Source organism: Prevotella sp. P4-98 (assembly GCF_002251405.1).
Lineage (GTDB): Bacteria > Bacteroidota > Bacteroidia > Bacteroidales > Bacteroidaceae > Prevotella.
Window position 1 is genome coordinate 1 of record NZ_NPJC01000017.1, and the last position, 22558, is coordinate 22558.

Annotated in this window: 17 protein-coding genes and 1 tRNA gene; 4 read left to right on the forward strand and 14 right to left on the reverse strand. The window is 46.7% G+C overall.

Annotation, left to right across the window (positions count from 1 at the left end; translation table 11 throughout):
• Nucleotides 1–686, forward strand: a 686-nt coding sequence (locus CIK96_RS02970) for a transposase (RefSeq protein ID WP_144007469.1), incomplete at its 5' end; no start/stop codon positions are given.
• Between the two features lie 94 nt (nucleotides 687–780).
• Here CIK96_RS02970 and CIK96_RS02975 read toward each other — a convergent pair.
• The 13 genes from CIK96_RS02975 to lptB all read right to left on the reverse strand — a co-directional run bounded on the left by CIK96_RS02975 (nucleotide 781) and on the right by lptB (nucleotide 17800).
• Nucleotides 781–858: transfer RNA gene (locus tag CIK96_RS02975), tRNA-Val, on the reverse strand.
• A gap of 55 nt (nucleotides 859–913) precedes the next feature.
• On the reverse strand, nucleotides 914–2092 hold the full coding sequence (locus CIK96_RS02980) for an OmpA family protein (protein WP_094389519.1): 1179 nt from the start codon (nucleotides 2090–2092) through the stop codon (nucleotides 914–916).
• Nucleotides 2093–2255: 163 nt separating this feature from the next.
• Nucleotides 2256–4118, reverse strand: coding sequence for a DNA mismatch repair endonuclease MutL (gene mutL / locus CIK96_RS02985; protein ID WP_094439556.1), 1863 nt, complete (start codon nucleotides 4116–4118; stop codon nucleotides 2256–2258).
• Nucleotides 4115–5761 carry an OstA-like protein gene (locus tag CIK96_RS02990; protein WP_094439558.1) on the reverse strand — a complete coding sequence of 549 codons (1647 nt, stop codon included), beginning with the start codon at nucleotides 5759–5761 and terminating at the stop codon, nucleotides 4115–4117. The genes mutL and CIK96_RS02990 overlap by 4 nt, the downstream gene beginning before the upstream one ends.
• Nucleotides 5758–7131 (reverse strand): peptidylprolyl isomerase, encoded by a 1374-nt coding sequence (locus tag CIK96_RS02995; protein ID WP_094439560.1) that lies wholly within the window; start codon nucleotides 7129–7131, stop codon nucleotides 5758–5760. The genes CIK96_RS02990 and CIK96_RS02995 overlap by 4 nt, the downstream gene beginning before the upstream one ends.
• A complete protein-coding gene (locus CIK96_RS03000; RefSeq protein WP_094439562.1) occupies nucleotides 7128–8285 on the reverse strand; it encodes a peptidylprolyl isomerase in 1158 nt (385 codons plus the stop codon). The genes CIK96_RS02995 and CIK96_RS03000 overlap by 4 nt, the downstream gene beginning before the upstream one ends.
• 1 nt (nucleotide 8286) lies before the next feature.
• Nucleotides 8287–9768, reverse strand: coding sequence for an IMP dehydrogenase (gene guaB, locus CIK96_RS03005; protein ID WP_094439564.1), 1482 nt, complete (start codon nucleotides 9766–9768; stop codon nucleotides 8287–8289).
• A 123-nt stretch (nucleotides 9769–9891) separates the two neighbouring features.
• Nucleotides 9892–10947 (reverse strand): hypothetical protein, encoded by a 1056-nt coding sequence (locus CIK96_RS03010; protein ID WP_144007470.1) that lies wholly within the window; start codon nucleotides 10945–10947, stop codon nucleotides 9892–9894.
• Between the two features lie 14 nt (nucleotides 10948–10961).
• The gene (recQ, locus tag CIK96_RS03015; RefSeq protein ID WP_094439566.1) at nucleotides 10962–13142 is read right to left on the reverse strand and encodes a DNA helicase RecQ; all 2181 of its coding nucleotides are present in this window, start codon (nucleotides 13140–13142) and stop codon (nucleotides 10962–10964) included.
• An 8-nt stretch (nucleotides 13143–13150) separates the two neighbouring features.
• Entirely contained in the window at nucleotides 13151–14365 is a 1215-nt protein-coding gene (clpX, locus tag CIK96_RS03020; protein ID WP_094439568.1) for an ATP-dependent Clp protease ATP-binding subunit ClpX, read from the reverse strand.
• On the reverse strand, nucleotides 14362–15030 hold the full coding sequence (clpP, locus tag CIK96_RS03025; protein ID WP_094389526.1) for an ATP-dependent Clp endopeptidase proteolytic subunit ClpP: 669 nt from the start codon (nucleotides 15028–15030) through the stop codon (nucleotides 14362–14364). Before clpP ends, clpX begins: the two co-directional genes overlap by 4 nt.
• A gap of 124 nt (nucleotides 15031–15154) precedes the next feature.
• Nucleotides 15155–16519: a trigger factor gene (gene tig, locus CIK96_RS03030; protein ID WP_094439570.1), complete on the reverse strand. Its 1365-nt coding sequence runs from the start codon at nucleotides 16517–16519 to the stop codon at nucleotides 15155–15157.
• Nucleotides 16520–16975: 456 nt separating this feature from the next.
• Nucleotides 16976–17800: an LPS export ABC transporter ATP-binding protein gene (lptB, locus tag CIK96_RS03035; RefSeq protein WP_094389525.1), complete on the reverse strand. Its 825-nt coding sequence runs from the start codon at nucleotides 17798–17800 to the stop codon at nucleotides 16976–16978.
• 113 nt (nucleotides 17801–17913) lie between these two features.
• On the opposite strand from lptB, the gene CIK96_RS03040 reads away from it, so the two are divergent.
• The 3 genes from CIK96_RS03040 (at nucleotide 17914) to CIK96_RS03050 (ending at nucleotide 21323) form a co-directional block, all read left to right on the forward strand.
• The gene (locus CIK96_RS03040; protein WP_094389509.1) at nucleotides 17914–18663 is read left to right on the forward strand and encodes an ABC transporter permease; all 750 of its coding nucleotides are present in this window, start codon (nucleotides 17914–17916) and stop codon (nucleotides 18661–18663) included.
• Nucleotides 18664–18705: 42 nt separating this feature from the next.
• A complete protein-coding gene (locus CIK96_RS03045; RefSeq protein WP_094389508.1) occupies nucleotides 18706–19479 on the forward strand; it encodes an ABC transporter ATP-binding protein in 774 nt (257 codons plus the stop codon).
• 122 nt (nucleotides 19480–19601) lie between these two features.
• Nucleotides 19602–21323 (forward strand): glycoside hydrolase family 9 protein, encoded by a 1722-nt coding sequence (locus CIK96_RS03050; protein WP_254047067.1) that lies wholly within the window; start codon nucleotides 19602–19604, stop codon nucleotides 21321–21323.
• 131 nt (nucleotides 21324–21454) lie between these two features.
• On the opposite strand, the gene CIK96_RS03055 is transcribed toward CIK96_RS03050, so the two are convergent.
• Complete coding sequence (locus tag CIK96_RS03055; RefSeq protein ID WP_094439572.1) at nucleotides 21455–22387, reverse strand: DMT family transporter; 933 nt, start codon at nucleotides 22385–22387, stop codon at nucleotides 21455–21457.
• Nucleotides 22388–22558: the final 171 nt, after the last annotated feature.

Sequence of the window (22558 nt, forward strand, 5' to 3'; positions counted from 1 at the left end):
TTCCCGAAGAGAAACGCGAGGCAGTGACGGAGATAACACTTGACCTGTCTGACTCCATGCACAAGATTGTACGATCTGCTTTTCCGAAGGCCCAACGTGTCATTGATCGCTTTCACATTCAGAAACTCGCCTGTGATGCCGTACAGGAGATGCGTATCAGACACCGCTGGGATGCCATACAAGAAGCCAATGACGAGATGGAAAACGCCAGGCAGGAAGGGCGGGAATACGTTCCATTCCGCTATGAGAACGGCGATACAAAGAAAGAATTGCTGGCCCGTAGCAGATACCTGCTCTTCAAGTCGGCAGACAAATGGACAGACAGGCAGAAGATGAGAGCCAGAATCCTTTTCGAACTATATCCTGACCTGCAGAAGGCGTATTCGCTCTCTCATTCACTGAGGATGATCTTTGCCAAGAACACCATCAAGGATGCTGCCAGGCTCTCTATGGCCAAATGGTACAACAAGGTCGAAGAGGCTGGATTCCATTCCTTCAACGTTATTGCGGCTACGTTCTACGAGCACTATGATGACATACTCAACTTCTACAATAACAGGTCGTCTAACGCAGCAGCAGAGTCTTTCAACGCCAAAGTCAAGTCCTTCAGGGCAGCACTAAGGGGAATTAGGGATGAGAAATTCTTTCTCTACAGACTTTCCATGATATACGCTTACCCCCACTAATTATCTACTGAGCCACGATATAATCATCATGGTCAATAGGAAGCAACAGGCAGAAGAAAAAAAGAAAATCGGATTCCAAAAGATTGGAATCCGATGGTGGGCGCTGAGGGATTCGAACCCCCGACCCTCTGCTTGTAAGGCAGATGCTCTAAACCAGCTGAGCTAAGCGCCCTTAAAAATCCCGGATGGTGAAAACCTCCGGGATTGAAGTCTATCGTTGGTTGAAATTATTTGATTTCAACAGTAGCACGACGGTTGTAAGATACAGGTGAGAGAGTATTAACACCACCAGCACTAACAACTTCGATGTTGTCGCGGCTTACGCCCATGTTAACGAGAGCGTCAGCAACGGTCTGAGCACGCTTCTCAGAAAGGTTCTTGTTGAATGCAACGCTACCAGTCTTGCTATCAGCGTAACCAGTTACAACGATCTTAGCGTTGTTAGCCTTTGCTGCGTCAGCAACAGCCTTAACATTCTGGAGGTCCTTCTTAGAAGCAACCTTAGCCTTACCAATGTTGAAGAATACTGATACAGGAGCTGAAACCACCTTAGTAACTGCTGATACAGGAGCTACAGACTGCTGCTTCTGCTCTGCGAGCATATCCTTCAGACGGTTGTTCTCTGACTGAGCGTCAGCAAGCTGAGCGTTCAGAGCATCGATCTGACCCTGTGAGAGAGCCTTGATAGCCTCTACGTCTGGAGTCTTGTTGAAGGTTGCCTTACCAAGGTTGTAGGTCAAACCAACTTCAACGTTCAGAGTACGGTCGTGGTTAGCTACGAGACCCTTGAATGAACGAGCGTCGTAAGGTTTAGCACCGGGGAGCGAACCCTCGAAACCATCGTAGTCTGAAGTACCAAGCATGTAGTTAACGTCGAGGTTAACAGCCCACTTGTTGTTGATCTTGAATTCGTTCAGGATACCGATACCTGCTACAGGAGCATAGCAGTTAGCGCTCATGTTACGGTTAACACCTACGCTTGCGTAAGGAATGAAGTCCCAAACACGGCTCTCGTTGTAACCCAGCAACATGTTGCTGAGGTTAAACATTACCTGCTCGCTGAGAGTCCAGTATTTGTTAGCATTGGTTTTCTTGTTCTCAGAAACGACTGTACGACCCCAAGCACCGTTGAACTTAGTGCGGAGACCGAGACCAGGAGTGAACCACTTACCAACAGCTACAGAGAAGCCAAGGTTGTTGCGGAAACCCTTGAGAGGGCTCTTTGAGAAATTGTTACCTACTTCCTGGTTACCCCAAAATGCAGTACCAGCAACGTTAGCCTGTACGAACCAGTTGCTCCAGAATGAATTAGTAGAAACGCTGAACTTTTCAGTAGGATCAGCATTCTGTGCCATTGAGGCAGCAGAAACACCGGCAAAAGCCAGTACCATTAATAACTTTTTCATACCTATTTAATTAAATATACGTTATATACTTCTATGAATTGTTGTGCAAAATTAAACATTTATTTTGAATCCACAAACTTTTTTATTAGTATTTTGAGTTTTTTGTTGCAAAAATTGATATTTTTTTAGTCTTTCCCCCATTTCCGCCTTACATTATTATATATTAGCCCAAAAGTTGCTCTATATCGCGCTGGGGGAGAATGCACAGTATGGCTTTGCCATCAGGGGTATAATTGACATTGGAACAGGCGAACAATTGATTGACAACTGCCTCCATTTCCTCATTGCTCAACACCTGTCCTTGCGGTATGGCAGCATGGCGCGCCATGCTCAGCGCGAGGGCGGCATGGATGGCATCGGTCTGAGTAGCACCTTTTTCTATAGCATCACTTACCATGTCGCATAGCAATTGCACGCTGTCGAGACCTTCAAGACCGGCGGGAATGGCATTGATGGCATAGGAATACTGTCCCAGATCGGAGAGTTCAAAACCTATAGCTTCCAGTTCGGGCAGTATCTTTTGGAGCATGACAGCATCGGAGGGTGAGAAACGTGCCACTTCAGGAAAGAGCACACGCTGGTTTGATGCCTGATGGGTGCGCAACTGTTCCATATATTGCTCATAACGAATTCGCACGTCAGCACGATACTGGTCGATTATCATCAGTCCCGATTTGACAGCTGTCATGATAAATCTGCCTTTGTACTGATAGTGCATCGGCGACTTGTCTTCGATGACAGCACGACTGCCCTGTCCTTCAAGTTCCTGTGTCCCGTGTGTAATCTTGTTGGAAGTGATCAGTTCTTCGGCATCATCCTGCGATGTTGGGAAAAGTTCTGGAGCAACAGGTTTCTGTGTAGGCAGATTGCCATAGAGTTGTTCCCATCCTTCCATTCTTGTCGGTTTGGCTGTTTGCTGACGGAATGGATTATAGTCAGGATTAAAGTTCAGAGTGGGTGGAGCCACCTGTTCATCGGGATTGAATACCGGGATATCAGGGCGTCCTTCGGTGTCAAAGTCTATCTGTGTGAGTTCGCAGAACTTGCCGATAGCGTCCTTTACCGCAGCGGTAAGAATCTGCCAAATGGCTTGTTCGTTATCAAACTTGATTTCTGTCTTTGTCGGATGGATATTCACATCTATGTCGGCGGGGTTAACTTCGAAATAGATAAAATAGGGTACCTGCATGCCTATAGGCACTAAGCGTTCGTAAGCCTGCATGACTGCCTTATGGAAATAAGGATGCTTCATGAAGCGGCCATTGACAAAAAAGTAGTTGTGGGCACCTTTTTTGCGCGCAGACTCAGGTTTCCCCACATAGCCCGAAACTTTGCAGATGGCAGTTTCTACCTCCAAGGGCAACACATCCTGACTATAGCGTTTGCCAAAGACATCGCTGATACGCTGGCGTACAGAGCCTGCACGAAGGTTCATCAGCTCTTGTCCGTTACTATGGAGTGTGAAGTTGATTTCAGGATATACCAATACTATACGCTCAAAAGCGGTGAGGATATTGCTAAGTTCGGTAGCGTTGGTCTTCAAAAACTTGCGGCGGGCAGGCACATTATAGAAAAGATTGTCAACCTTGAAATTGCTTCCCACTGGGCAGCTGACCGACTCCTGTCCTTCTACTTTTGAACCGTAGATGGTAAGACAAGTACCCAGTTCGTCGGCTGCAGTACGAGTACGCAGTTCTACCTGAGACACGGCAGCAATCGAAGGGAGTGCCTCGCCACGAAATCCCATGGTGGTTAGCGCAAAGAGGTCGTCGGCCTTGCGAATCTTCGAAGTGGCATGACGCTCAAAAGCGAGACGTGCATCGGTTTCAGACATGCCTTTACCATCATCGACAACCTGTATTGACGTGCGACCAGCATCAACCACCAGTACACTAATGGTGTGTGCACCGGCATCTACCGCATTTTCTACAAGTTCCTTGATGACCGATGCCGGACGCTGAATAACCTCTCCGGCTGCAATCTGGTTGGCCACAGAATCTGGCAGCAACTGTATTACATCACTCATTTCGGTCCTCCTTCCGCCTTCTTTACCGAAGCAGGTGCTGTGCGACGCACTTGCTCTTTCAACTCCTGTCCTTCTTTCTTTCCGCGCCAGTTGAAGATGTCGTCGCGGTTGAGTGGACGGATATAATCAAACCAAGCATAGCCTGGCAAGAAATATTTCGAAGGTGGTATCTGCGTCATGGGATAGAGCACTCCTGTTGGTTTCTCCATCCATATCTTCTTCATCTTGCGTTTTTCAAGGAACATACGCAGTTTGGGTGTCTCGGTATAGTTGAGTCCTATTAGGGTGCTGTCGGAATCATCCATCGGATAATAAACGATCAGCACATTACCCGTAGCATTGGTTTCATACACTTCACCCTTGTTGAAGAGTGCCATCATCTCTTTCGACGACACTTGGTTGAAGTGTACCGAATCGGCAAGTTGTTCTACAGAGAATGCCTGTCCCACCACATGTACATGGTCGATGGTAGAGTCTTTCATATAGGCACGTATCTCCTCACCAAAGAGTTGTTGGCCGTTATTCCATACGATAGGGTCACGATACATCGTCATACATGAATCTTGGGAATTATACACCAACGAGTCACATACCGCCTGCACATCGACACGATAGGCGCGCACCTTATTGTAGGCATGGATTTTACGATAGACCGAGTCGGTATTGATATTGAACGTAAACACCTTGAAGGTATCGGCATGCATATAAAGAGAATCGCGCTGCGAATAATCGATAGCAACAGCACGCTTGGTGGTCATGGCATAGCCCGTCTCTTCATTGTATTCACAATAGTCGCCAGTCATCTTGTTTTTATTGACGGAATCAACATAGACTACATTACTATAGGCATGGCTGAGTCCGTTCTTACTGTCATAATAAACGCTATCGCCCACCAACGAGCGGCCTTTATCTTTCATGACCGAACGACCAAACAGTTCTGACATCTCGGTCTTGGTATTGTAGTAGCCGTCCTCACTATAGATATGACTACTGCCCGATGTTATATTCGACGGTCCCACGATATGTGCACGTGAGAGACGGGTATCGTAGAAGAGAGAATCGGTTGTCAGATAGAACTTCTTGTTGCGCAGGCGTACATCATAATAAAACATCGCCATCTTCGAGTCGGTATGGTACTCACCCCAATCGCTGGTCAGCGTAGAACCATTATCCACGAGTTTTCCACCTTCGAAGAAGTTGCCGAAACTATACATGCGGTCATAATCCAAACTATCGGTATAGAGTGTTGTCTTGCGATGTTTCAGCACCACATTATATCGCGCTTGTGCAATCTGCTCGTTACCATCATAGTAAGCATAGTCGCTGGTAAGGCTCAGCGTGTCGCCCTGCACCATGCGCACATGACCGAAAGCTTCGAAAGAGTTGGTCTGCTGGAAGAAATTGGCACTGTCGCAATAAAGATTGGCGCCAACATGACGGAAATGAACATGTCCCGTAAGGACCTGGGCATCACCATTCTGATACTGGTTATAACGCAGTTCGTCGGCATGTACCAGATAAACACGCTTGTCGGGAGCCGTTCTATGATTTTTTGCTGTACGTTTACGCACAGGTTGCATAGCACCTATCAGGCCAATACCCAACAGGCAAAGCATAAAGATGGCAACAGCACGGAGTTTCATCGTATCCAACCCTGATATTCGAAATCACAATCCCGATAACGGTCATTGATACGGACGTAGGTGTTTTTGATCTTTTCCACCACCCACTGATGAATCTTCTCTTGGCGCAATTTCTCCAGCACAACATTCTTCATCACCTGAAAATCTTCGGTAATGGTGGCTTTATGACCTTCGCTGCGATTCTTCAGTTTGACGATGGCACATACTATACGACCGTTTTTCATCATCTGGAATGGTTTGGTAACTTCCCCGATCTTCAATCCATCGATGGCACGAGCCACTTCAGCAGGAAGATCTTGCAGTTGGAAACGTGAAGTACGTGTGCCCATGTCATCGTGGAACATCACACCTTTGTTGTTACGGGTATCTTTATCGTCAGAGAGCACAGAGGCAGCCTGATCAAAGGTAAACTTCGCATCAGCAATATCGGTACGCAGAGAATCGAGTTGGCTCAACGACTTCTCAATAGCCTCGTTACTAACAACAGGGCGACGGAGAATATGGCGAACATTGGCTTTCTCACCACGTTTCTCTATCAACTGGATAATATGGAATCCAAATTCAGACTCCACAATCTTCGAGACTTTCTTTGGATCAGTCAGGTTGAAAGCCACAGCAGCAAAGGCTGGATCGAGTTCCATACGCGACATGAATCCCAGTTCACCACCACGACGTGCACTTCCTGGATCTTCAGAATAGAGACGTGCCAGCGTTTGGAACGAAGCATCGCCACGGTTGATACGGTCAGTATAGTCGCGGAGTTCACCTTTCACACGGTTGATCTCTTCCTGTGACACACGAGGAGTTTGTGTGATAATCTGCACTTCCACCTCGGTGGGAACAAAAGGAATACTGTCTGTTGGCATATCCTTGAAGTAGCGGCGCACTTCTGCAGGGGTCACGGCAATATCCTTGACCAGTTGCTGCTTCATTTCCTCTACCATTTGGTTTTCACGATAAGAGTCACGCAGTTCGTTGCGAATCTGTGTCATCGTCTTTTTGTGATACTCTTCCAACTTCTCACGAGATCCGACAACAGAAATCATATAGTCTATCTGGCGGTCAACACCTGCACTAATCTGTGCATCGGTCACCTCGATACTGTCGATAGCAGCCTGATGCAAGAACAGTTTCTGTACAGCTATCTGTTCGGGAATGGCACAGTCAGGATTGCCTGTCCAATGCACTCCCTGCTGCAGGGCCTGCATGCGCATGGCTTCGACATCTGACTTCAGGATAGCCTCATCGCCCACAACCCAGATGACTTCATCTACTGTGCTTTGCGCATTGATACTGTCTTTGTCAGTTTTTGCCTGCATGGCTGTACTTGCCAATGCCAGCATAGCAAATAATATACTGCGAATGCTCATATTCTGTGATGTTTGTTTATTGTTTTTAATACATCTTTATTTATTGTAACCGGATATTTTTCCTTCAAATCTGATATCCAGTGTTTCTCCATTTCAGTACACAAATCGGCTACCACCTGTTCTTCTACTTCAACATAGCTTTTAGGCTTGAAACCTTTCCTGCGATACTTCTTCTTGTTTTTCTTGAAATACCGAGCCATGGCAGTCTTGTCGGTAGCTGCCTGCCGGGCAAGCGATTTCTCTGACAACACGCAGAGCAGTAATCCTTCATAGATGTCGTCAGAAACTGTGGGTAGCGATGCGGTCGTCATTGGTGAAATGGGGCTATTGCCCATATTCGATTCCCGTTCTGCTGATGGCAGACTCGCTTGAATCGGCGATGACGAGATGCCACGAACCATAGACAGCCTTTTCTGTTCTGCTTCCTGCCATTGTTGCAGTTCTGCAAACTTATCGGCAGTTCGTCTGTCGTTAAGCAACAGGATATGATAACCATCGGCAGTAAGGAATGGGCGGCTATAGGTTCCTGGTTGAAGTGTGAAGGCATTGTCTTCCATCTCCTTAAGCAACTGGTTGCGACCATACCATCCCATCAGTCCGCCATTTGCAGCAGAGGCTTTATCCTGTGATACTTGTCGAGCCAACACAGCGAAATCAGCACCTTGTCGCAAAGCATTATAGATGGAGTCTGCCCGTTTGATGGCTTGTTGTAATTCATAACGTTGTCCACGCTGGCGCACCTTCAGATAAATATGCGACAAGCAGACCACTTCGTTATTCATCCCATTGCCGCAGCTTTGGGCTATCCGCCTAAGGTCTTCTCCGGTCAAACTACCAGAGGCATTTGCGGTTGTCGATGCAGGCAGACTGTTAGTCGCACAAGCGGCAAGCATGCTTTTAAACATCGACGTTGTGTCAAGGCGCGACTCCCTGGCAGCCTTTACTCTCAACTTATAGTTGATATAAGACTCCAGAAAGTCATCGACCTTACACGGCGCACCAACACGGGCGCCACATATTTTACTATATGCTTGTACAAACTCCGAACGCTTCACGGCAGTTTCACCCACCATCAGAAGCGTAGGGTCATTCTGTGCCCGCACCATCATGGTGCTTGGCAGCAACATGAGTGCAAGCAACAGTCTTTGTATCATCTTAATCGTTGGGGCGTGAATAGTTTGGAGCCTCACTTGTAATGGTGATATCGTGTGGATGGCTCTCGTTCACACCAGCATTGGTGATGCGAGTGAACTTAGCGTCATGCAATTTCTCGATAGTTGGAGCACCGCAATAGCCCATACCAGAACGCAGTCCACCTACCATCTGATAGATAACTTCCTGTACAGTTCCCTTATAAGGAACGCGTCCGGCAATTCCCTCTGGTACAAGTTTCTTGGTATCTTTGGTATCTGCCTGGAAGTAACGGTCCTTAGATCCGTGTTCCATGGCTTCGAGTGAACCCATACCACGATAGCTCTTAAACTTACGGCCATTATAGATAATAGTGTCGCCGGGGCTTTCTTCTGTACCTGCTACCAGCGAACCAATCATCACGCAAGAACCACCGGCTGCCAATGCCTTAACGATATCGCCAGAATAGCGGAGACCACCGTCAGCAATCAAAGGTACACCTGTGCCCTGCAAGGCCTGGTAAACATCATATACTGCGCTCAACTGGGGTACGCCGACACCTGCGACAACACGTGTGGTACAGATGGAACCCGGACCGATACCGACCTTAACAGCATCTGCGCCATTCTCCACCAACATTTTGGCGGCAGTTCCAGTAGCGATATTACCTACTACGATGTCAATATTGGGGAACGAAGCCTTAGCCTCGCGCAGTTTTTCGATAACGCTCTTAGAATGTCCATGGGCAGTATCAATCACAATGGCGTCAACACCAGCATTGACAAGTGCCTGCATACGGTCGAGGGTATCAACGGTAACACCTACACCTGCAGCTACACGCAGACGACCTTTATCATCTTTGCAAGCCATGGGTTTATCCTTTGCCTTGGTAATATCCTTATAAGTAATGAGGCCTACCAAGTGGTTGTCTTTATCAACAACGGGGAGTTTCTCAATCTTATTTTCCTGCAGGATTTGTGCAGCAGCAATCAAGTCGGTCTGCTGGTGGGTTGTCACCAGATTCTCTTTCGACATCACCTCGTCGATAGTACGATCCAAGCGACGCTCAAAGCGCAGGTCACGATTGGTCACGATACCTACGAGATAATTGTTTTCATCTACAACAGGAATACCACCGATATGATATTCAGCCATCAAGGCCAAGGCATCCTGCACCGTAGATCCACGACGGATGGTAACAGGATCATAGATCATACCGTTCTCAGCACGCTTGACGATAGCCACCTCGCGAGCTTGGTTATCTATCGACATGTTTTTGTGGATAACACCGATACCGCCTTCACGTGCAATGGCAATCGCCATCTGACTTTCGGTCACGGTATCCATAGCTGCTGTCACGAAAGGAACATTCAGCTGGATGTTACGCGAGAACTTGGTTTTCAACTCTACCGTCTTAGGCAACACTTCCGAATAAGCGGGAATCAGGAGGACGTCGTCAAATGTAAGGCCGTCCATCACAATTTTGTCTGCAATAAATGATGACATAAATAACTCCTTAAAATTTTATTGCGTGCAAAATTACTCATTTTTTCCGATACCTACAAGCGTTTCACCGATTATTAATACGATTTAACGCAGTATAGTATCAATCGTTGAAATGAGTAAGTATCAACGCACTCGTACAACAACCTGGCCGTTTTTGTTTGTGGCAACGGCAATCTTCACACGTCCTTGCTGATAGTTGACCTTATCGGTTGTGGTATAACCGTAAGTCTGCAAGTCGCAACGTACCGCATCGAGGTCATCGTTGGCAGTAATGACAAATGCCGTATAGTTTTTCTTAGAACGCGTGAAAACCACATTTGAGTGATAATCGCCAATGGTCAGGGTGGCCTGTGGCGACTTCATCTGGTTCATCTTACCAATCGAATAATCATAGGATGCCAAGAGAGTCTTGGCCGACACTAAGGTGCGGTTTTTGGTCAGGAAGAATACCAATCCCACCAGATCGGTATGTTTCAGCGGTTCTGCCAATCCGTTTGTCAAGACGCGTGGCTTGGCTTCGTATTCACGGTCTTCCATTTCCTGATAGGCCATCGCATAAGCCTTTGCGTCGTCTATGGTAATACCGATAGTATATGACTGTCCCACTCCCGAACTCTCATAATGGAGTGTGGTGGTTCCCAGTCTGCTGATGATGGTATAGGCCTCGCCTCCCCGATCCACATATCCTTGTCCATATACTTTGGCAAGTTGTTGTTTGAGATGCAGGAAGCGTCCTTGCACATCCTTTTTGGTAGGATAGACAGCAACTCCCTCCACATCAACGGCAAATACCCGTTCGGTGTCTTCTGAAGTATAAAGTGTTACGCGAGCTTTTGCACCATACACGTCTCCTTCATAGACATAAGTCTTTGCCGTTTGTTTTCCCTCGGCTTTACGTTCCGTAAATCCTTGTTCCAACAGTTGTTTTTCAAAGCGTTCAGCCTTGATTCCCAATGGTATTCCGAGGAAAGCGTTGCGGTTGTTGGAATTATCGGCAAAGGTTGTCACATCGGCAAGTGCCTGTTGGGCATCGTCGTCAATACCATCTTTTCCCACTTTAGCTTTCCGCTCTGTACGCGCTTTTTTCTTAAACATTTTCTTTAAGAACTGCGCATCAGCAGGCTGCGCCATCAGCAATAGTGCAGCCAGAGCCATAAGATATGTCGTTGTCCTTTTCATAACCATTGGCAGTATTAGTTGGCCATTTCGCTAATAAACTTGATGCGCACCAGTCTGATTTCATCTTCCGAGCACTCAGAACCCAGTTCGTCAATAGCCGCATCGAGCGAGTCTGTATCGCTTTCAGCAAAATAGTCATAAATATCGTCAATATGGTCTTCGTCCATCACCTCATCGAGGAAATAGTCGATATTCAGTCGTGTACCACTATATACGATAGCCTCCACCTCGTCGAGCAGTTCGCTAAAGTCCAAGCCTTGTGCATTGGCAATATCGTCAAGCGCCACTTGTCTGTCGATGGCCTGAATGATTTTCACTTTCAGCATCGACTTCTTAGCAACGGTACGCACGCGCAGGTCAGCCTGTCGTGTGATGTCGTTCTCTTTACAGTATTTGGCGATCAGATCTACGAACTCCTTTGCATAAGGCTGTTTCACCTTTCCTTCTCCTACACCTTGTATGTTTTTGAGTTCTTCCAACGTGATAGGATAATCGGTAGCCATCTGTTCGATGCTTACATCCTGGAATATCACATAAGGTGGACGTTCCATTTTCTTGGCAACCTTTTTGCGCAAGTCCTTCAGCATGATGCTGAGCGTAGGATCGAGCGCAGTCATAGTTCCATCGTGTTCCGAAGCGTTCTCGTAGTCTTCGTCAAAGTCTTTATCCTCTACAATCATAAATGATTCTGGTTTCTTTAAGAATTTCTTTCCGGCAGCTGTTATTTTCAGCAAGCCATAGTTTTCCACATCTTTCTTTATGAATCCTGCTATCAGAGCCTGCCTGATAACGGGATTCCACAATTTCTCATCCATATCCTCGCCCGCACCAAACAGTTCGTTGTTTTGATGCTTATGCGCCAATATCTCCTCTGTTTCCTTTCCGGTAATAAAGTCGATGACATAGTCAGAACGGAAGTTTTCCTTGATGGTAATCACCGTATTGAGCAGGATTACCAGCTGTTCCTGTGCCTCGATCTTGGTTTTCGGATGCAGACAGTTGTCACAGTTCTGACAGTTGTCCTTAGGATATATTTCACCGAAATAATGAAGTAGCATCTTGCGTCGGCACACAGAAGTCTCTGCATAGGCTGCTGTTTCCTGCAACAGTTGTCTGCCAATATCCTGTTCTGCCACGGGTTTGCCTTCCATAAACTTATCCAGCTTCTGCAAGTCTTTTTTCGAATAGAAAGCGATGCAGACGCCTTCTCCTCCGTCTCGACCTGCGCGTCCAGTTTCCTGATAGTATCCTTCCAACGACTTAGGGATGTCGTAATGGATGACAAAGCGGACATCTGGCTTATCGATACCCATTCCGAAGGCTATCGTAGCCACGATAACATCTGTTTTTTCCATCAAGAAGTCATCCTGCGTCTGCGAGCGCAAAGCCGATTCAAGTCCGGCATGATAAGCCTGTGCCTTGATATCGTTGGCGCGTAGGATTTCCGCCAATTCTTCTACTTTCTTGCGCGAGAGACAATAGATGATGCCGCTTTTACCTGGATGTTGTTTAATGAACTTAATGATGTCCTTATCCACATCCTTGGTTTTGTTTCTTACCTCATAATAGAGGTTCGGGCGGTTGAACGAGCTTTTGAATTCTGTAGCATCGCTCATGCCGAGATTCTTCTTGATATCAGTACGCACTTTGTCTGTTGCCGTAGCGGTAAGTGCGATGATGGGTGCCTCACCAATCTGGTTGATGATGGGTCGTATGCGACGGTATTCGGGTCGGAAGTCGTGACCCCATTCGGAGATACAGTGGGCTTCGTCTATTGCATAGAAAGAAATCTTTGTCTTTTTGAGAAAGTTGACATTATCCTCTTTGGTCAACGATTCCGGTGCCACATAGAGCAGTTTAGTCTTTCCGGAACGAATGTCGGCCTTCACCTGGTCTATCGCTGCTTTGTTGAGCGATGAGTTGAGATAATGTGCGGTACCCTCTTCACTCATCATACTGATGGCATCCACTTGATTTTTCATCAGAGCTATCAATGGTGAGATGACAATCGCTGTTCCTTCCATCAGCAGGGAAGGCAATTGGTAGCAAAGGGATTTGCCACCTCCTGTAGGCATCAGCACAAAGGTATCGTTGCCATCCAGTAGATTTTGGATGATGCGCTCTTGGTCACCTTTAAATTGGCTGAAGCCAAAAAACTGTTTGAGTGCTTGGGTAAGATTAACTTTCATTGCAATAGGCTTAATTACTGTAAATGCGATTTATCGAGTTGCTGTTGTGCGTACTCTGCAGTCACTTCAAAGGATTTGGCGCGTTTGGAAGGCACTTCAAACATGGCGTCCATCATAATAGACTCCACGATAGAGCGTAGTCCACGTGCACCGAGTTTGTACTCCATCGCCTTATCGACGATGAGTTTGAGGGCTTCTGGGGCAAATGTCAGTTTGATGCCGTCCATATCAAACAGTTTCTCATACTGCTTGATGATGGAGTTTTTGGGTTCCACCAATATTTTCTCCAGCGCGTCGCGATCGAGCGGATTGAGATAAGTCAGCACCGGCAGACGTCCGATGATTTCCGGAATCAGTCCGAACGATTTCAAGTCTTGGGGCAGAATATACTTCATCAGGTCGCCCTTGTCTATCTTGCGTACATTCTGTACCGAGTTGTAACCCACGACATGGGTATTGAGTCGTTGCGCAATCTTGCGTTCAATGCCGTCGAAGGCTCCTCCACATATAAAGAGGATATTGCGAGTATCCACATGGATGTATTCCTGGTCAGGATGTTTGCGTCCGCCCTGTGGTGGCACGTTAACCATTGTTCCCTCCAACAGTTTGAGCAGTCCCTGTTGCACACCTTCGCCACTCACGTCGCGTGTGATGCTGGGGTTGTCGCTCTTTCTGGCAATTTTATCTATCTCGTCGATAAAGACAATACCACGCTCGGCAGCCTCCACGTTATAGTCAGCCACTTGCAGCAGGCGTGAGAGGATACTCTCTACATCCTCGCCCACATAGCCGGCTTCGGTAAATACGGTAGCATCGACGATGGTAAAGGGCACGTCAAGCAGTTTGGCGATGGTGCGTGCCAGCAAGGTCTTACCGGTTCCGGTAGATCCCACCATGATGATGTTGCTTTTCTCGATTTCGACTCCGTTCTCATCTACAGGCTGTTGCAGTCGTTTGTAGTGGTTATATACTGCTACGGAGAGGAAGCGTTTGGCCTCATCCTGACCTATAATATATTCATCGAGATACTTTTTTATCTCTTTGGGTTTAGGAACTTTCTTGAGTTCCGGAACGGTTTGTTTCTTTTTCGCGTCCTTATCGAATCCGTTAGCCTGCAACACCTGATAGGCCTGAGTCACGCAGTCGCTACAGATACATCCATGGAGACCTGTTATCAACAGGGGGACTTCACGTTCGGTGCGTCCGCAGAAATTACATTGTTTCTTCATGCCTTTCTGACCAGTATTTCATCTATCATACCATACTCTTTGGCCTCTTCTGCTGTCATCCAGTAGTTACGGTCAGAATCGTTCCACACCTTATCAAATGGTGTGTGTGAATGGTTGGAGATGATGGTATAGAGTTCTTTCTTGAATTTCATGATTTCTCTGGCCTCGATTTCAATATCCGATGCCTGTCCCTGTACTCCACCCAGTGGCTGATGAATCATCACACGGCTATGGGGAAGTGCCGAGCGTTTGCCTTCTGCTCCAGCCACGAGCAACACGGCTGCCATTGATGCTGCCATACCTGTGCAGATGGTGGCTACGTCGGAAGTAATAAACTGCATGGTGTCGTAGATGCCGAGGCCTGCTGTTACGCTTCCGCCTGGTGAGTTGAGGTAGATACTGATATCCTTGCCGCTATCTACTGAGTCGAGATAGAGCAGCTGTGCCTGTAGTGTATTGGCAGTATAGTCGTCAATCTGTGTACCGAGGAAGATGATGCGATCCATCATCAGTCGTGAGAACACGTCCATCTGGGTAACGTTCAGTTGACGTTCTTCCAAGATATAGGGGTTCAGATACTGTGCCTGTGCGCTCACCACTTCGTCGAGTACGAGACCGTTAATACCTAAATGCTTAGTAGCATATTTTCTAAAATCGTTGTTCATCATTCTTTGGTTTTGAAACAAAAAAGCGAGGTTACCAACCCTTTTTGCGTATATTAGAAATACAAAATTACGAAAAAAGTTGGTAACCTCGCAATATTCATGAGGTTTTTTTTCTTAAAAATGCTTATTTCTCTTGCAGCATCTTCTGAAAGTCTTCCATTGAAATCTCTTTCTCGTTGAGTTTAACAACATTCTTCAGAGCGTCGATGAGCTTCAGGTCAACGGCACGATCTACGAGTCCATCTACGTTTTCACGCTTTTTCAGCATCTCTGTAGCGTAGTTGTCGAGATATTCCTCTGGAATATTTGCCATTCCGTATTGTGCGAACTGTGCGCGAGCGGCCTCCTTGGCTACATTCTTGATGTCTGCATCGTCAACCTTGATGTTCTGAGCGGCAACGAGCTGCTCTTTGATAAGGTGCCATTCGAGTTCGTTGATGCTGGCCTCGAAGTTTTTTTCTACAAACTCCTCGCCCTTGTCCTTGTTGTTATTGAACATCACGCGCTTGAGCAGAGCCTCTGGGAATTCGAGCTTACCAACCTTCTTCTCCATGTGCTTGCGTACGTCGAGCAGGAACTTATAGTCTGAATCAGACTTGAACTGCTCGCTAATCTGCTCGCTAATCTTCTGACGGAATTCTTTTTCGTCTTTCACATTACCCTCGCCGAAAACCTGATCGAAGAGTGTCTGATTAACCTCTGCCTTTGTGAAGCGTGAGATTTCAGTTACCTGATAGGTAAAGTCTCCTGTGTGCTGAGCAACTTCCTCTTTCTTGATTTTGAGGAGAGAAGAAATCTCTGCGTCGTTTTCAGGATAGGCCTGACGGGGATTCCATGTGATGATATCACCCAGTTTAGCACCATCGAAAAGCTTCTTCTGGTCTTCTACCTTGATGTACTGAGGCATAAGAGAAACGTCGGCAATGGTAATTCCATTTTCCTTAACGTTTCCGTTCTCGTCGAGTTCGCGCAGGTCGCCCTTGAGCAAATCGCGCTGTTCTGCGTCATACTGCTCTGCCTTCTCGTAGTTACCAGAACGCTGCTGATACATTTCCACCTGCTGGTCGATCAGTTTGTCGTCAACGGTGATGTTGTAGTAGTCAACTTTATCCTTGCCAGAGAGGGCTGCCTTGAATTCGGGAGCTACGGCAATATCGAACATGAACTCCAATGGCTCATCGCTTTCGAAGTTGAGTTCCTTCTGTTTGTCGCTGTTGAGGGGTTCGCCGAGCATCTGTATTTTGTTTTCGCGAACATACTTGTAGAGTTCCTCACCCAACATTTTGTTTACCACGTCAACCTTAACGGCAGTACCATACTGACGTTTGATCATACCCATAGGAGTCTGACCAGGGCGGAATCCGGGTACATTAGCGCGTTTGCGATAATCTTTCAGAGTCTTCTCGACTTCTGCTTGATAGTCTTCTTTCTCCAATACGATGGTCATCAAACCATTGATTTTGTCAGGAGCTTCAAATGAAATATTCATCTCTTCTTATACCTTATTTAATTATTATATGCAGTTTTGAGCGTGCAAAGTTACGAATAAGTGAGCAGAATACAAAGGAAAATCGAATTTTTCTTTGGATTATCGAACGAAAGTAACTAAGAGGCGTAAGCCTCAGAGGTACGAATAAGTGAGCAGAATACAAAAGAAAATCGAATTTTTCTTTGGATTATCGAACTGACGAGCGAAGTTTCTCCCACTATCTTCCCATCATCCTCCCATAGTTTTCCGCAAATAATGGGACTTACTTGGGACTTACTTGGGATCTCCCCATCAAGCAACAAACCGACATCCCGAAGGCATCCCGAAGGCATCCCGAAGGAAATACGTGAGTTTTATTGATCAAATACCCACCGAACACCTGTCAAACATCGGTCGTTGGAAAGAAAGTGGAGAATGTTGTTCTAAGATTTTGCCAAACCTCAGGCATGAAGGGTTTCATCTATTCTCTTCGTCTTCCTCCATTTCCTTTCGGCGTTTGGCTTCTGCCATCTCTTGGAAGTTCTTCTTTTTCAGTTCGAAGTTGGTACCCAGATATTTCTCTTTCACCACAGGATTGACCGCCAATTCTTCAGGACTACCTTGAAAGAGAATGCGACCTTCGAAGAGCAGATAGGCACGGTCGGTAATGTTAAGAGTTTCGTGCACATTATGGTCGGTTATCAGAATACCAATGTTGCGATATTTCAGTTGCCAAACTATCTGCTGAATATCTTCCACGGCAATAGGGTCAACGCCGGCAAACGGTTCGTCGAGCATGATGAATTTGGGCTCAATAGCCAAGCAACGAGCAATCTCCGTACGGCGTCGCTCACCACCAGAAAGCTGGTCACCCTTATTCTTTCTCACCTTTCCAAGGCGAAACTCCTTGATCAGGCTTTCAAGTTTTTCGAGCTGATAGTCACGTGGTTTGCCCGTCATTTCCAATACCGAGAGAATATTGTCCTCTACCGACATCTTGCGAAACACAGATGCCTCCTGTGCCAAATAGCCGATACCGGCACGAGCACGCTTATAGACAGGATAGTCTGTCACCTCCTCGTCGCCGAGATAGATGTGTCCGCCATTGGGAACAACCAATCCGGTTGTCATATAGAACGATGTGGTTTTGCCGGCTCCGTTAGGACCCAACAGCCCTACAATTTCACCTTGTTTCACATCGAAACTCACATCGCTCACCACGGTGCGCTTGCCATATTGTTTGACCAGACCCTCGGTGCGCAACACCAACTGTTCCGGCTTATTGTTCGTAATTTCGTCCATTGCCATGTATCTTTTCATGTGCAAAGGTAGTGTAAACTGCGTGAATTTCAAAGAAAAACTTGTTTTTTCTCTCAGTTTACACTACCTTTGCATTCAATTAAGCATATTATCCTATGAAACTATTACACAACTGGCTGACACATTTCGGCCAATTCATCATATTGATGGGGCGCACTTTTTCGCGTCCAGAGCGGATGCGTATGTTCTTCAAGGAATATACGAAAGAGATGGCGCAACTGGGCATCAACTCCATCGGCATCGTACTGCTGATCTCTTTCTTCATCGGAGCTGTCATCTGTATCCAGATGAAACTCAACATCCAGAGTCCATGGATGCCCCGATGGGTCAGCGGCTACACCACTCGTGAGATTATGTTGCTGGAGTTCTCATCAAGTATCATGTGTCTGATACTGGCGGGAAAAGTCGGATCAAACATCGCATCGGAGATTGGCACGATGCGCGTCACCCAACAGATTGACGCACTCGACATCATGGGTGTAAACTCAGCATGCTACCTCATCCTGCCCAAGATTCTCGGCATGGTGACCATCATGCCGCTATTGGTCATCTTCTCATCAGCAATGGGTATCATAGGTGCTTACGGTACAGCATACATAGCCCACATACTCCCACCCGACGACCTCACACTGGGACTGCAACACGATTTCCAACCATGGTTCGTATGGATGAGCATCATCAAGAGCTTGTTCTTCGCCTTCATCATATCGGCAGTACCCTCCTATTTCGGCTACAACGTAGAAGGCGGTTCGGTCAATGTGGGCAAAGCCTCAACAGACGCTGTCGTGTCGTCGAGCGTACTCATCCTATGTTCCGATGTATTCCTCACCCAACTGCTCTCATGAGCCTAACCACAATATTTCCAACATTCCAATACACTTGCAACAATGATTGAGGTAAAAGACCTATATAAGAGTTTCGACGATAAAGAGGTACTGAAAGGTATCAACACCATATTTGAAGATGGAAAAACCAATCTGATTATCGGTCAGAGCGGTAGCGGAAAAACGGTATTGATGAAAAATCTGGTGGGACTGCTTGAACCTACGAGTGGACAAGTGCTATACGATGGAAGAGACTTCGTACAGATGTCGAAACAGGAAAAGGTGATGATGCGCCGAGAAATGGGCATGATTTTCCAAAGTGCTGCACTATTCGACTCACTCACAGTACTGGAAAACGTGATGTTCCCACTCGATATGTTCTCGCCCATGACACTTCACGAACGCACACAACGTGCACGCGAATGTCTCGACCGTGTCAATCTGATTGGCGCTGAAAAAAAATATCCCGGTGAAATCTCAGGAGGTATGCAGAAACGAGTTGCCATCGCACGAGCTATCGCACTCAACCCACGCTACCTCTTCTGCGACGAACCAAACTCTGGTCTCGACCCTAAGACATCATTGGTCATCGACGACCTACTCCACTCCATCACCCATGAATTTGGCATTACCACCATCATCAATACACACGACATGAACTCCGTGACAACCATCGGCGAAAACATACTTTTCATCTACGAAGGTCACAAAGAGTGGCAGGGAGTTTCGGCAGACATCATGCAATCTACCAATAAGCGACTGACCGACTTCATCTTTGCCAGCGATCTGCTCAAAGAGATGCGATCACTCGTCAACGAGCATCGGGCTAAACAGTAACCATCTGCCCTGCTGTTGCACACAGCATCAACAGCATGCCCCCCATAAAGCACATCCACCTTATTATATATAAGGAAAACATAAAAATTCATTTCCAATACTATTCATAACCAAAACTTAAAATGATGAAAAAAACACTATTGACACTCGTCGCAGCAAGCGCACTCACAGCTACGGCACAAAATCCCATCAAGGTCAATCAAGTGGGCTATTATGTCAATGAATCCAAAGTTGCCGTTGTTGAACCAACGGGAAAAAGCAGCAACTTTATTCTGAAAGACCACAACGGACGCAAAGTGTGGAGCGGAAAAGCCGTACGAACACTCAAGTCCCCCTTCAACGACAAAGTACGACAGGTTGTAGATTTCTCTACCGTAACAAAACCAGGCACCTACACCCTGACTGCAGGTAAGAACAAACAAACCATCAACATCGCCGAACATCCATACAACGAGGCGCTGAAGGCTGCCATCAAGGCCTTCTATCTACAGCGCACAGGAACGGACATCGAAGCTAAATACGCTGGAGCCTTTGCCCGAAAAGCAGCTCATCCCGACACTCGAGTTCTCATACACCCATCGGCAGCATCACCCAAGCGCCCTGCCGGAACGGTCATTTCCTCACCAAAAGGTTGGTATGATGCTGGCGACTACAATAAATATATCGTCAACTCTGGATTCACCATCGGCCTGATGTTACAAGCTTACCAGTTAAACAAAGAACATTTCGAACAGATCGATACGCAAATTCCAGAATCAAACAACAACGTGCCCGACCTCTTGGACGAAATCATGTACAATCTGGAATGGATGCTGACCATGCAGGATCCCGACGACGGAGGTGTCTATCACAAACTGACCACTCCCAATTTCGAAGCATTCGTCATGCCTGTGGATTGCAAACAAGACCGCTATGTGGTGCAAAAGAGCACGCAGGCAGCACTCGACTTTGCTGCTACAATGGCACTCGCAGCACGTATCTACAAGGATTATCCACAATATCAACCATTCTGCAAGATAGCTGCCAACGCTGCACAACGTGCATACGCATGGGCTGTGAGATTCCCCAAAAACTACTATACACAGCAAGACAACAACAGCAAGTATGACCCTGACGTCAACACAGGAACATACGATGACAACGATGCAGACGATGAATTCTTCTGGGCAGCTACAGAAATGTATCTCACAACAGGAGAACAAGGATACCTTGAACAGGCTCGAGCCTTCGCTCCCAAACAGTTCACCCTGCCCACATGGGGCAACGTTGCCGGACTGGGCATCTTCCAATGGCTCAATCAGGAACTGCTACAAACTAAAGAGGCTGGAAAACTCAAGACTTGCTGCATGAAGAAATCACTCAAGACATTCTGTGACGAAGATATCAAGGCGCTCGCCACATCACCCTTCTACTCTATCTTCGGCAACAGCGCATCCGATTTTATTTGGGGAAGCAACTCTGAAAAATGTGCAGGACGAGGCATTGCACAGATGTACCAATACGCCCTTACCAAAGACAATACCTACCGCAAAGCTGCCATCACCACTATCGACCACATCTTCGGACGCAATGCCACGGGCTATTGCTATCTGACTGGCTTTGGCACACAGCGCGTCATGCATCCTCACCAGCGTATTTCGGCAGCCGACGGCATTGAAGAACCACTGCCGGGATTTCTCGCAGGAGGTGCTAATAGTGGTCAACAGGATGCAAAGAATGTGCCTGCTTACCCATCGTCATCACCCGATGAATCATACCAAGATCACGAAGGCAGTTACGCTTCCAATGAAATTGCCATCAACTGGAATGCTTATATCGTTGCCCTACTTGGTTTCTTGGAATAAGACAAACAGCTTCTATCATACAAGCGCACACCCAAGAATAATAGGTGTGCGCTTATATTTTTTCAAATCGTAAGATCGGGAATATGCTGAAAAACGGCAAACCGATTTCCTATCGGTCAAACAAGATAGGATCAAACGTTCTTTTTCTCCTGACGTTCCTCTTCTATATCCTTGCGCGACTTTGACTTAACCACCAGCCAAACACCGCTGAACACCAGCACCACAGCCAAAACATGAGTTAGCTTCATCGTACTAATACCCATGATGAGTGAAGCCGCAACAGCCACAATAGGTTGCACATAGTTATAGACCGACACCACCGTGGGACGCAACGTGCGCTGACCTATCATGGTCAGAATATAACAGAAGAACGTGCCACACACCACAACATAACCCACTTCTATCCACGTCAGCAACGGAATAGGCTGGCTGATTACCCCATAGACATGGTAAGAACTAAGCGGGAGAAGCATCAGCGTAGCCCATGAGAACATATACTTGTTGACCGTAAACACATTATAACGCTTGATGAGCGGATTGAATAACGATAAATAAAGGGCAAACGAGAACTGCGCAAACAAGCAAAGCAAATCGCCACGTATATCTCCAACACGTGCGTCAGCATGAGCTGCCGAACTCAGAATAAGAATCAAAGCACCGCTGCATCCCATCAACACTCCTAACGCCTTCTTGCCGGTAATGGGTTCACGCAGGATAAGTGCCGCCAATATCATGGCAAAGATAGGCATCGACGTAGTGACGATGCTCGCATTAATAGGTGAAGTGATGCTCAGTCCGATAGTAAAACAACATTGATTGAATAGCAAACCCATAAGAGCTGCACCGATAAACATCAGACGGTCACGCCATGGCACCTGCTCTTTCGGAGCAAACAACGAAGCAATCCAAAACAGCAGACATGCTCCTGCCACACGAAAGCTAACCATCGTAATACCATCAAATCCATGGAGCATTGCATCTTTGCCTACTGGCGACATTAATCCCCAACCCGCACAAGCTCCAAACATGGCGAGATGGGCTATTAAGGCTTTACTTGTTTTCATGCGGCAAAAGTACTATAATCTGCCGGAATAATGAAACAGAAAGGATAAAATTAGAATCTGAATGGATAAAATTACCTAAAAACAATACTTTTTTCCACAAACATCGAGTGCGAATTTGGAAATTTTCACGAATTACACTATCTTTGCAACAGATAGCCACCCAACAAACCA